The 11,909-nt window shown below is 38.1% G+C and carries 12 protein-coding genes; 11 read left to right on the top strand and 1 reads right to left on the bottom strand.

Annotated features, from left to right (window positions below):
• The 11 genes from EPJ89_RS02710 to EPJ89_RS02660 form a co-directional block, all read left to right on the top strand.
• A partial coding sequence (locus tag EPJ89_RS02710) for an IS3 family transposase (RefSeq protein ID WP_200548937.1) occupies positions 1 to 200 on the top strand: 200 nt, incomplete at its 5' end.
• 100 nt (positions 201 to 300) lie between these two features.
• Complete coding sequence (locus EPJ89_RS02705) at positions 301 to 1,416, top strand: DEAD/DEAH box helicase (RefSeq protein WP_200548936.1); 1,116 nt, start codon at positions 301 to 303, stop codon at positions 1,414 to 1,416.
• Positions 1,413 to 1,997: a ComF family protein gene (locus tag EPJ89_RS02700; protein ID WP_244660794.1), complete on the top strand. Its 585-nt coding sequence runs from the start codon at positions 1,413 to 1,415 to the stop codon at positions 1,995 to 1,997. Before EPJ89_RS02705 ends, EPJ89_RS02700 begins: the two co-directional genes overlap by 4 nt.
• Before the next feature lie 87 nt (positions 1,998 to 2,084).
• Positions 2,085 to 2,282: a cold-shock protein gene (locus EPJ89_RS02695; protein ID WP_018580254.1), complete on the top strand. Its 198-nt coding sequence runs from the start codon at positions 2,085 to 2,087 to the stop codon at positions 2,280 to 2,282.
• Positions 2,283 to 2,369: 87 nt separating this feature from the next.
• Positions 2,370 to 4,712: a preprotein translocase subunit SecA gene (secA, locus tag EPJ89_RS02690; protein WP_161636792.1), complete on the top strand. Its 2,343-nt coding sequence runs from the start codon at positions 2,370 to 2,372 to the stop codon at positions 4,710 to 4,712.
• 13 nt (positions 4,713 to 4,725) lie between these two features.
• Positions 4,726 to 5,830, top strand: a protein-coding gene (gene prfB / locus EPJ89_RS02685) for a peptide chain release factor 2 (RefSeq protein ID WP_161636791.1) whose coding sequence is annotated in 2 segments (ribosomal slippage) — positions 4,726 to 4,797 and positions 4,799 to 5,830 — 1,104 coding nt in all. Because the reading frame shifts where the segments join, the coding sequence is not laid out codon by codon here.
• 1 nt (position 5,831) lies between these two features.
• Positions 5,832 to 6,686, top strand: a complete 855-nt coding sequence (locus EPJ89_RS02680) for a YitT family protein (RefSeq protein WP_161636790.1) — start codon at positions 5,832 to 5,834, stop codon at positions 6,684 to 6,686.
• Between the two features lie 75 nt (positions 6,687 to 6,761).
• A complete protein-coding gene (gene ftsE, locus EPJ89_RS02675) occupies positions 6,762 to 7,451 on the top strand; it encodes a cell division ATP-binding protein FtsE (protein WP_125164008.1) in 690 nt (229 codons plus the stop codon).
• The gene (gene ftsX, locus EPJ89_RS02670) at positions 7,444 to 8,349 is read left to right on the top strand and encodes a permease-like cell division protein FtsX (RefSeq protein WP_161636789.1); all 906 of its coding nucleotides are present in this window, start codon (positions 7,444 to 7,446) and stop codon (positions 8,347 to 8,349) included. The genes ftsE and ftsX overlap by 8 nt, the downstream gene beginning before the upstream one ends.
• On the top strand, positions 8,346 to 9,650 hold the full coding sequence (locus EPJ89_RS02665) for a murein hydrolase activator EnvC family protein (protein ID WP_200548934.1): 1,305 nt from the start codon (positions 8,346 to 8,348) through the stop codon (positions 9,648 to 9,650). The genes ftsX and EPJ89_RS02665 overlap by 4 nt, the downstream gene beginning before the upstream one ends.
• A 105-nt stretch (positions 9,651 to 9,755) precedes the next feature.
• Positions 9,756 to 11,243, top strand: a complete 1,488-nt coding sequence (locus EPJ89_RS02660; protein WP_200548933.1) for a murein hydrolase activator EnvC family protein — start codon at positions 9,756 to 9,758, stop codon at positions 11,241 to 11,243.
• 47 nt (positions 11,244 to 11,290) lie between these two features.
• On the opposite strand, the gene EPJ89_RS02655 is transcribed toward EPJ89_RS02660, so the two are convergent.
• On the bottom strand, positions 11,291 to 11,842 hold the full coding sequence (locus EPJ89_RS02655) for a TIGR00730 family Rossman fold protein (RefSeq protein ID WP_161636786.1): 552 nt from the start codon (positions 11,840 to 11,842) through the stop codon (positions 11,291 to 11,293).
• Positions 11,843 to 11,909 lie beyond the last annotated feature (67 nt).

Below are 11,909 nucleotides of genomic sequence, written 5' to 3'. Positions count from 1 at the left end.
GAACACCTACAGATAATCCAATTATCGAATCATTAAATGGATGGATTAAAGCAGAAATGGCGTGTGATTATCAATACTGGTCCGTAGATAACTTTGAAAATTTTATCGAAGAATATGTACATTATTTTAATTTTAAAAGACCTGCTTACTGTTTAAATTACAAAACCCCTATCCAATATAAAATGGATAAGGGTTTCTAGTTTTTTATTAATGTCTACTTTTGTTTGACAACTCCATCTTAGAGTGGTTTTTTTTTAGGTTTATTTAAGCGCGCACCATACTTATTATTGGGTGATTTAAATGATTTGTGACCGTTGTGGCTACATCGTTCAAAATGATAAATGCCGAAGATGTCTTTATTACAGTCAATATCTCGTGGATTTGGAGTCATGTCAGCAGGAGTCTGTAACCAACAATGATGCGATATGTACACTTCCTTTTAAATTGACAGCATATCAAAACGATATTGCGAATCGTTTGTGTGAATTGGTTAAGACGGAAGATGTATTTTTAGAAGCGGTTTGTGGTGCTGGGAAAACAGAAATCTGTGTCCCCCTTATTGAACAATTACTGAGAGAGGGGAAATGTGTTTGTTGGGCAGTTCCTCGCAGAGCAATTGTGCTTGAGTTGTATGAACGATTTCAATTGTATTTTAAAACTGTCAAAGTCGCATGTGTATGTGGTGGGAAAACGGATGATGTTATTGCACCGCTTATTATTTGTACGACGCATCAACTTTATCGATACGATCATCAATTTGATCTGTTAATTTTAGATGAGCCGGATGCCTTCCCATTTGCAAATGATGCGTTGTTGCTTAAATTTGTTTTGAACGCTTGTAAAGGACGTATTGTCTATCTTAGTGCAACATGTAATGCATACCTTGAATCCTTATGCGAGTCCAAGCAGGTAAAACATCTATATGCATCATTGCGTCCCAGTGGGAAACTTTTACCGGTCCCAATTTATATTCAATCGTTCTTTCCAATACTACGAATGTTAATTGAGTATCGAAAAAACAAAAAAGAGAGTTTGCTCATATTTGTACCAACACGTAAGCTGGCGCAGGTGCTATCGTTATTATTACGTGTGCCTTCGATTACATCACAGACCACAAATCGTGACGTGGTCTTGGAGCATTTTAGAGAATGTGGAGGGGTACTCGTTTGCACAACGGTACTCGAACGCGGTGTAACGTTTAAAAAATGTGATGTATTTGTACTTTATGCAGATCACCCAATTTTTAATACTTCATCATTAGTACAAATTGCTGGACGCGTAGAACGTGGTTTGAATCCAAAAAAAGGAGTATGTATGTGTTTTTTTCTCGAATTGACACCGTCCTTACAAAGGGCAAAACAGATCATCGACAGTGCGAACAAGCATGCGATATTTGCTTTAAGAGCATTGGAATGAAACCATTCATTGATTCGGTTATGCATCCAAGGCAGCATTTGTTATGTTCATGCTGTTGTGCCCAGCTACGAATCAAGAAATTTTACCGCGAAGACCTTTCCGTCAAAACGTGTGTATTGTTTGAGTATCGAGATTTTATTCGAAACCTTATCCTAAGATACAAAGTTCATAATGATGATTATCTGAAACGATATTTGTTTGAATATCATCGACTTTGGATTCGACTTCATTATGTAGGGTACCATTATGTTATTGCGCCATCGCACCAAAATACAACTAAAAGTAGTAAGAAAAATCATTTAGAAAATTTAGTTGAAAATATCGGACTCAAGTGCAGTGGAATCAACCTCATCAACACGGCACCCATAAAGCAAGCTCAATGTAATGCGCAACAGCGGTGCTTGATCAGAAATCATATTCAACTCGAAAAAGTCCTACACACAAAGACAAAGAAAATTTTAATCATTGATGACATTGTAACAACTGGAAATACTTTAGAAACAATTGCAGGTCAACTCAGTCCCTATGTCAATCAGATTGAGGCACTCTGCCTCGCGGGGACGTTACCAAACCGTAAGTAAGCGATTTCACTTGCCTTTTAAGTACCTCTATCGTATAATTTTATTGAATTTAAAAGTATATAAATATGCTTAGAAAGGGTCTGTACAATGAAGGGGAAAGTTAAAACATTCAACAAAAACAAAGGATTCGGATTTATCACGGCAGAAGATGGCCAAGACATATTTTTCCATTACACACATCTGATTATGGAAGGATTTAAAACCATTGAAGAGGGTACTGAAGTTGAATTTGAACTTGTGGAATCCGATCGCGGTTTGCAAGCACATAATATTGTGAGAATCTAGAGTAAAAAAGTTGGTCATGCCAACTTTTTTAGTTATGTATTCTGAAATCGTTATGTGTTACAATATCAAGGAATGGAGGCTTGAATTATGGCTGGATTTTTAAGTAATCTTTTTAGTGGCGATCGTAAGATTTTAAATGAAATTGAAAAAATTGCAAATGAAATTGATGCATTGGCAGATGAGACGCGAGCTCTATCTGATGAAGCATTAAAAGAAAAAACTAATGAATTTAAAAACCGTATTGCGCAAGGGGAAACTTTAGATGATCTTCTTGTGGAAGCTTATGCTGTTGCACGTGAGGCTGCATATCGCGTTATTGGCGAATTTCCATATGTTGTTCAGCTCATGGGGGCTATAATTCTTCACCGCGGTGATATCGCGGAAATGAAGACCGGAGAAGGGAAAACATTAACTGCAATTATGCCTGCTTACCTTAATGCGTTAGAGGGTAAAGGGGTTCATGTTATTACGGTTAATGAGTATCTTGCTCAACGTGATGCGGAATGGATGGGTGAGATTCACCGATTCTTAGGACTTACAGTCGGTATAAACGTGCGCGCTTTATCACCTTCAGGTAAACGCGAGGTATATGAATGTGATATTACATATACGACAAACTCAGAAGTTGGTTTCGACTATCTTCGAGACAATATGGTGACAAAGGTCGAACAACGTGTTTTACGTCCTTTAAACTATGCGCTTGTTGATGAGGTTGACTCGATTCTCATTGATGAATCACGAACACCCTTAATTATTTCAGGTGGTGCACGTGATGGTGCGAAGTTGTATGAATCTTCAGATAAATTTGCGAAAAAACTAAGCGAAGGTGCAGACTACGTAATTGATGTTAAGTCAAAAACAGTCCAACTTACTGAAGCGGGTGTTGAAAAGGCAGAACGCACTTTTAAAGTAGATAACCTCTATGATCTTGATAATACATCGTTGGTGCACCATATCAATAATGCATTAAAAGCAAATTACATTATGCTTAATGACATTGAATATGTTGTTCAAGATAATGAAGTGGTGATTGTGGATCAGTTTACAGGACGTTTGATGGAAGGACGTGAGTATTCTGATGGACTTCACCAAGCACTGTGCGCAAAAGAAGGCGTAACAATTAAACAAGAAACGGTAACGTTAGCAACCGTAACGTATCAAAATTTCTTCAGACTTTATAATAAACTTTCAGGGATGACCGGAACTGCGAAAACGGAAGAGGAAGAATTCCTCGAAATTTATAACATGCGTGTTTTAGAAGTTCCGACAAACCGTCCGATTGCACGTCAAGATCTACCAGATCTTGTATACGGTACACGCAAGGCGAAATTTGAAGCCCTTATTGAAACCGTACGTGAGCTTAATGAAAAAGGACAACCCGTGCTTGTGGGTACTGTTGCTGTTGAAACATCTGAATACTTAAGTATGATGATGAAACAACGTAAGATTAAACATGAAGTTTTAAATGCGAAAAATCATGCTCGTGAAGCACAAATTATTGAAAAAGCAGGGCGTAAAGGTTCTGTAACAATTGCAACCAACATGGCTGGTCGTGGTACCGATATTAAACTTGATGAAGAATCAAGAGCGTTAGGTGGTCTTGCAGTTTTAGGTAGTGAGCGTCATGAATCACGTCGTATTGATAACCAATTACGCGGTCGTTCAGGTCGTCAAGGGGATCCAGGGATGTCCCGTTTCTTCGTTTCATTTGAAGATGATTTAATGCTGCGTCACGGTAGTGAGCGTTTTGAAAATGTTTATAGTCAATTGGGAGATGTAGCAATTGAAAACAAAGTAATTACAAAACAAATTAGTGCTGCACAACGACGTGTTGAAGGGGTCAACTTTGACATTCGTAAGACACTGCTTGATTATGATGATGTACTACGTCAACAACGTGAAATCATTTATGAACAACGCGATTACGTTTTAGAAAACGAAGATGTTCATGGAATAATTAAAGAAATGTATAAACGTGTTGTATCAGATACCATCGCATCGTATACAAATACAGAGTCAAGAGATCTTTCAATTGACAAGGAAGGACTTGTAGAAGCATTAGACAAACTTGGTTTGATCGATGACACATTCGATCTAACATCGTTGGATAAAGCATCACAAGAAGATATTCAAACAATCATCACGGATGCTGCATGGGAAAAATACGAAACCAAAATTTCTGATGTTCAAGATCAATTTACTCGTGTTGAAAAAGAAGTTGTTCTTAACATGATTGATCGATCATGGGTTGATCATATCGATGCTATGAGTAAGTTGAGAGAAGGGATTCATTTGCGCTCTTATGCACAGGATAAACCGCTCCAGGCTTATGTGACTGAAGGATTTGAAATGTTTGAAGAAATGCTAGGACAAATTGCACAAGACATTGTAATGTTCTGTGTAAACGTAAAAATAGAGTACAGACAATAGATAGGGTGATACGATGGAATTATTTGAAATAGCACAGATTGTTGATTCAACAACATCTGATTTGAAAGCACTTGGTGATTCACTTTGACTTAGCTCAAAAAGAAGCTAAAATCAAAGAACTTGAATCAGAAATGGTTGAGGACGGTTTTTGGGATGATCATCGTCACAGTTCTCAACATATTCAAAAGCTGAATCAATTAAAAAAAGTCGTTGAAACACATCACGATTTACTCGAACGATTGATGTCATGCTCCGATAGCATTCTTTTACTAAAAGAAGAGTCGGATGAGGAGTTTCAAACCTCACTTGAAGCAGAAGTTAAAGAAATTCAAAAAGAAATGGAATCTTTCTCGGTACTTGTACTTCTAAGTCATGACTACGACCAAAAAAATGCAATTGTGGAAATCCATCCGGGTGCCGGTGGGACAGAAAGTCAAGATTTCGCAGAAATGTTGTACCGTATGTACACACGCTGGGCGCAAGATCACGGATTTAAGATTAGTGTTCTTAACTATCTTGATGGCGATGAAGCAGGGCTAAAGTCCGTATCTTTTTCCGTCTCGGGAATGTTTGCATATGGTTATCTTAAAGCTGAAAAGGGTGTGCACCGTCTTGTTAGAATTAGTCCTTTTGATTCATCAGGTCGCCGTCACACATCATTTGCTTCCGTTGATGTCGCACCCGAGTTTGATGATAGTATTGAAATTACAATTTTACCAGAAGACATTGATGTTGATACCATGCGTGCAACAGGCGCTGGAGGACAACATGTTAATAAAACGGATTCAGCAGTGCGGATAACGCACAAGAAAACGGGTATCGTTGTGACATGTCAAGCGGGAAGAAGTCAACTTCAAAATAGAGAAGAAGCCTTAATGATGCTTAAGAGTAAATTGTATCAAAGAGAAATCGAAGAAAAACAGGCTCAACTTGCAGCCATAAAGGGTGAGCATAAGCTTATTGAATGGGGATCACAAATTCGATCTTATGTCGCTCATCCATACACAATGGTGAAAGATCATCGTACAAAATTTGAGACGAGCCAATATGGTGATGTATTAGATGGTGATATTGATGATTTTATTGAAGCATTTTTAAAAATGAATGTAGGAGTATAGAATGGATCGTATAAAAGAACATTTAAGCGACTTGCTATTTTTACTTCTAGGAAACTTTGTACTTGCGGTAGCTGTAACATTTTTTATACTACCCAATAATATTCTTTCTGGGGGCGTATCGGGTGTATCCGTTGCGCTCTACCCATTTATAGGGATTGAAAAAGAATTGATGATTAATATTATTTATGCATCATCGTTTCTATTAGGGTTGGTTTTCTTAGGTAAACGATTTGCAATTAAAACGCTAGCGAGCACAATATTATCCCCTTTGTTAATTAACCTTCTATCAACAGTCGGATACGCACCTGTCGTTGAGCCAATACTAGCATCGATTTTTGGAGGCGCATTAATGGGAATTGGATTGGGATTAACATTTAGGACTGGTGCAAGTACTGGTGGTATGGATATTCCACCCTTAATTCTATCAAAGTATACTGGGATTAAGGTCTCTGTATGGATTGCACTTATCGATACTGTTACAGTACTACTAGGCCTAAAGAGTTATGGATTGAACAATGTCCTGATTGGGTTTTTATCAATTTTTACTTCAGCGGTAGCGATTGATAAGATTCAGATGATTTCAGGAGAGCAAGCAAAACAAGTATTTATTATAACCGATGAAGTAAATGAAGTTTTAAATCGTATTCATACTATGATTGATCGAGGATCAACGCGCATTCCGGCAACTGGTGGATATACGAATGAATCACGTGAAATTATTTTAACGGTATTAATGAAAGACCAATATGTCGAGCTGGAGCGTCTTGTTAAAGAGGTTGATCCAAATGCATTTTTGATTGTATCAGATGCTACGGAGGTTCATGGGAAGGGCTTTATGAAGGCATCAATCACATAGCCTACCATACTTTTTCACATTATGGACATAAACGGTGTGATATAATAACACATGATAAAAGGAGTGAGTTGATCGATGTTATATTTCGAAAATGTATCAAAACAGTATAAAAACGGTGTTAACGCGCTCTATAATATTAATCTTGGAATTGAACAAGGCGAATTTGTTTATATCATTGGACCGACAGGTTCAGGAAAATCTACGATGATTCGTCTCTTAAATGGTGAAGAAATACCTACTAAAGGAACCGTTAAAGTTGGGAAATTTAATGTAGGTAAATTAAAACATTCAAAAGTGCCGCTCTATCGACGTCACATTGGAGTAGTATTTCAGGACTTTAAATTATTAGAACGTAAAACAGTATTTGAGAATATTGCTTTTGCACTTGAAGTTGTTAATACACCACGCGTTGAATTACGCAAGCGTGTACGCGAAGTTTTAAGACTTGTGGATTTAACTGAAAAGGCAAATGCTTATCCGAATGAATTATCAGGGGGACAACAACAACGTGTTGCAATTGGACGCGCGATTGCAAATAGACCCAAAGTTCTTATTTGTGATGAACCAACAGGGAATCTTGATCCCGATAAATCAACGGAGATTATTCATTTATTGGAACGCATTAATGAAGAAGAAGCAACAACAGTCGTAATGGTCACACACGATGTTGAAATTGTTAATAAAAACAAAAAACGTACAATTGCTTTAGATGAAGGCCACTTGGTGGCAGATTTGACTGCGGGAGGATATATCAACCATGGGTAGAGTCTGGCGTCATATCAAAGATGGTTTTACAGGTGTTACACGACACTTTGCATTATCACTATCAAGTATTTCATCGGTTACTGTGACCCTCTTACTAATGTCAATCTTTCTATTTTTAAGTGTAAACATTAGCACAATTACGAAATCAATGGAACAAAGTGTTCAGATCCATGCTCAGATTTCGAATGACTATGAGGAAAAATCACAGATTAATGAAATTCAAAAACAAATTGAACAATTACCAGAAGTTTTAGATGTTAAGTTTTCATCCAAAGAAAACGAGCTTGATGCATTTATTCGAGCCAATGACTCAGAAGATGCCGAAAGTCTTTACGGTGGTTATCGTGGAGAAAACAATCCGATGTTGAACGCGTTTTTAATCAATGCCAAATCGGGGGATGAAATTAAAGACTTATCAAATAAAATTGCGAAAATCGAAGGTGTTTATAAAACAAGTTACGGAGGAAGCGGAACAACTGATTTCCTTGGTATGCTTGAACAAGTTCGAAATATCGGGTTTATTATTGTAATCACACTTGCTGTGATTGCTGTATTTTTAATATCGAATACGATACGTGTTTCAATTCATTCACGTCGTCGTGAAATTAGTATTATGCGAACGGTGGGTGCAACCAATTGGTACATCCGTTGGCCGTTTATCATCGAGGGGATGATAATTGGATTACTCGGAGCAGTAATTCCTATTGTTATATCGATATTTGGATATCAATACTTATATCAAGCAACGGGCGGTATATTAATATCGCAAATGTTTAAATTGGTTGCAGTTTATCCATTATCACTACAAATCTCAGGGATTCTAGCATTAATTGGAATCGTTGTAGGAGCATTGGGAAGTCTCTTCTCAGTGGGTAAATTCTTAAGGTGGTCACGATGAAAAAATTTTTCAGAAATGTTATAATCATATTAGTAGTAGTATTAATGCTTGCTGGCGTGCTGGCACCCGTGTTTGTTACGGTGCCAATCTACGCTGAGGATATTAAATCACTTCAAAATTCAATTGCTGAACGTGAGAAAGAGCTCGAGGCGCAAAAGGCGAAACAGGCTAATATTAAAGAACAACTTTCTGAAGAAGTCGCTAAGTTGGATGATTATCGCCAACAAATCAAAAATCTTGAAGCAGAAATTGAGTCGATGAAGACAGCGATCGCAACTTCGGAAGAAGAGATCAAACGCCTTCAAACAAGTATCGATGAGAGAGCGAAAAAGATTAAAGAAACGGAAGAGAAGGTTAAGGGCTATATGGTCAATGCCCAATCATCTTCTCGTGTTAACGGTTATTTCGAGTTTGTAATGGGTGCTGAAGATTTCGCTGAGATGGTTCGTCGTCTTGAAGGTATGGGCGCCATTAAACGTTATAACGAAGATCTAATCCGTGAAATGAATGAAATTAAAACAGAATTGGAAGCAGATAAAGCAAAACAAGAAGAAGAAAAACAAGCGATTGTTTTACGTAAAGAAGCTTCGGAACTTCAAAAGGAAGAAGCAAAACTTCTTGAGGAACGTGTTCGCGCCGTCATTACAGAGCTTCATCAAAAAGAAAAAGAAGCCCAAGAGCAAATTGCGAGCATTAATGACAAAAACAAAGCGGATGAAGAACGTATTAAAGAACTTCAGTTTCCCTCAACACCTGGAACAGGTGGCAATGGTTTTACATTACCACTCCCATCAGGAACCTTTAGCGTCACTGCCGATGTTTGGCATTATCCAGAAGAATATGGTGGAAGCGCTCATGCTGGTGTCGATTTAGGTGTAAGTCAAGGAACTCCGGTATTTGCGGTTGGTAATGGACTTATTGTTTCAACCAATTCAGGCTGTTATCCAGGCAATTGGAGTTGCGGTGGAGGTTATGGAAACTACATTTCATATATTGTAAATGTAGGGGGACATAACTATGGAATTCTTGTTGCCCATCTATCCGCTGTATCGGTTTCAAAAAATCAAGTAGTATCTGCTGGTAGTCAAATTGGACTTTCAGGAAATACCGGATCTTCAACCGGACCACATCTTCATGTTGAAACAATTGATATGGGACCTGGGACCATTTTAGATGCTTGGAATCGATGGAATGGTGATCCTCAATTTGGAACAGGTCCGGCTTCTTACGGGGGCCGACGTTGTGATCAAGGTTACGGTGTTCCATGTCGCCTTTATCCGCGACAAACATTAGGAATTTAATTATAGAAAAAAGTACAAATCTCCGTTTGTACTTTCTTTGCCTAGTATCCTACTCGTCTATGATTTGTTCATAGTTCTGTACTATTACGAAATAGGAGTGATTGTATGAAAAAAATAATCAAAAATGGACTGTGTATATTTCTTGCGTTGTTTGTGCTTGGTGGAACGTTAACACCTGCAATCAGTACAACTGTATTTGCTGCGTCCTCAGACACAACAAAAGAACAAGAAGAAAGACGCGCACAAATTGAAGAAAATAAGAAAAAATTGAGCGCGCTTGAAGGATCTCAGAAAGATATTAAGGCAAACTTAACAGAAGAAATGAAAAACTTAAGCGGATATAAAGAACAAATCGCAAGTTTAGATTCAAAAATAAAAGAAATCGAAGGTGAGATTCGCGTTTCTGAAGCACAGATTGTTCAGCTTCAAAAATCGATTGATGAACGACAAGCTAAGATTGAAGAGACAGACGTAAAGGTTAAATCCTATATGTTAAATGCGCAATCTGCTACACGCGTAAATGGTTATTTTGAATTTATGATGATGACGGGCGAAGATTTTTCTCAAATTGTGCGACGGTTTGAAGTATTGAGTTCCATTAAACGCTATAATGAAGAACTTGTACGTTCAATCTATAAAATCAAACTCGAACTTGAAGCAGATAAGAAACTTCAAGAAGTTGAGCGTGAAGAAATTAAACTTCACAAAGAGGACATCGAACTTCAAAAAGAGACTGCAAAGATCTACGAGAAACATGTCGAGGAAATTGTGAAAGAACTTCAAAAACAAGAAGCAGAATTACAAGATGAACTTGATGAAATTAAGTATGTTAATGCAGGGCATGAAACTCAGATTAAAGCGTTAGCAGAACAACTTGCTCATGAACTTGCCCAAGAACAAAATAATAATTCAGGTTCGCAAGGATCAAATGGTGGCTCTACCGGTGGTGAGTCATCAGGAGAATCTCAAGAAAATGGTTCTACAGGTGGAGAATCAAGCGAAGGGGGATCTACCGGTGGTGGATCAACTGGAGGAGGCTCTACGGGTGGTGGATCAACAAGTGGATTTTCACTGCCTCTCGATCCAGGAGTATACCGAGTAGGAAACAGTGTTTGGGCGTATGACTGGGGCTCACCTCATATGGGTGTGGATCTTGAAGTCTATTATGGAAACAATGCACGTTCAGTAGGAACTGGAATGGTTGTTGCAACGAATTCCGGATGTTCTGAAGGAAACTGGGCTTGTGGTGGAGGTTATGGAAACTATATTTCATACCTTGTGCACGTAAACGGACAAAATTATGGTATTCTGTTTGCCCATTTAAGTGCTGTTTATGTTTCGGAAGGACAAATTGTTCATCCAGGTTCAGTACTTGGACTCACGGGTAATACCGGTGCATCAACCGGACCTCACTTACATGTTGAAACTATTAACATGGGTGGTGGATCAATCTATGATGCTTGGAGTTTATGGGCTGAGAATAGTACTATGAACTTTGGGACAGGATCTGCAAGCAGTGGTGGTCGACGTTGTGATCAAGGCTATGGTGTTCCATGTCGATTACATCCGCAATCAACGCTTGGACTCTACTAAAAAAACTGAGCTCAATAGACTCAGTTTTTTTTCTGCTCAAATCCAAATTATGAATCCATCAGTTTCGCTTCCATTTGACGGATAAACGCATCAAAATTCGATTCAAAAATAATGCAATCAATCTGTTCATGTGATGAGAATCCGACATTTGCTGCTGTATCCAAATATGTTTGAATCCCATCATAGTAATGGTTAATATTTAAGAAACCGTAAGGCTTGTTATGAATTCCAATCTGATTCCATGTAATGACTTCAAAAATTTCTTCCATCGTTCCACATCCACCGGGAAAAGCAATAAACCCATCTGCCATATCCATCATCAGTGCTTTTCGTTCATGCATATCCTTCACAAGTATGGATTCGGAGAGTCCTTCATGGAGGATTTCCTTATCCGCAAGAACCTTTGGCATTACACCAATAACATATCCGCCTTCTTGCAACATCGTATCCGCAAGAAGCCCCATAATCCCTACTTTTGCGCCACCATAAATTAATTGAATATCATGATGTGAAAAATACGTGGCAAGTCGTATCGCTTCATCGCGATAAATCGGCAATTCTGGCATTTTTGATCCACAAAAAACTGCAATTCGTTTCATAATGTGTCCTCCGTGATTTATTTGTGATTATTAATATTATAACATTGAATTCTTATTCCCTTATGCT

The organism is Erysipelothrix sp. strain 2 (EsS2-6-Brazil), from assembly GCF_016617625.1.
Taxonomy (GTDB): Bacteria; Bacillota_I; Bacilli_A; order Erysipelotrichales; family Erysipelotrichaceae; genus Erysipelothrix; species Erysipelothrix piscisicarius.
Note: the sequence above shows the minus strand (reverse complement) of the source record. Positions and strands in the feature narration are given on the sequence as shown.

What these genes read in the sequence shown, in the direction of transcription:
- EPJ89_RS02705 (WP_200548936.1), top strand. Translation starts at nt 301, where the DNA reads ATGATTTGTGACCGTTGTGGCTACATCGTTCAAAATGATAAATGCCGA.
- ftsE (WP_125164008.1), top strand. Translation starts at nt 6,762, where the DNA reads ATGTTATATTTCGAAAATGTATCAAAACAGTATAAAAACGGTGTTAAC.
- EPJ89_RS02695 (WP_018580254.1), top strand. Translation starts at nt 2,085, where the DNA reads ATGAAGGGGAAAGTTAAAACATTCAACAAAAACAAAGGATTCGGATTT.
- ftsX (WP_161636789.1), top strand. Translation starts at nt 7,444, where the DNA reads ATGGGTAGAGTCTGGCGTCATATCAAAGATGGTTTTACAGGTGTTACA.
- EPJ89_RS02680 (WP_161636790.1), top strand. Translation starts at nt 5,832, where the DNA reads ATGGATCGTATAAAAGAACATTTAAGCGACTTGCTATTTTTACTTCTA.
- EPJ89_RS02665 (WP_200548934.1), top strand. Translation starts at nt 8,346, where the DNA reads ATGAAAAAATTTTTCAGAAATGTTATAATCATATTAGTAGTAGTATTA.
- EPJ89_RS02700 (WP_244660794.1), top strand. Translation starts at nt 1,413, where the DNA reads ATGAAACCATTCATTGATTCGGTTATGCATCCAAGGCAGCATTTGTTA.
- EPJ89_RS02660 (WP_200548933.1), top strand. Translation starts at nt 9,756, where the DNA reads ATGAAAAAAATAATCAAAAATGGACTGTGTATATTTCTTGCGTTGTTT.
- secA (WP_161636792.1), top strand. Translation starts at nt 2,370, where the DNA reads ATGGCTGGATTTTTAAGTAATCTTTTTAGTGGCGATCGTAAGATTTTA.
- EPJ89_RS02655 (WP_161636786.1), bottom strand. Translation starts at nt 11,842, where the DNA reads ATGAAACGAATTGCAGTTTTTTGTGGATCAAAAATGCCAGAATTGCCG.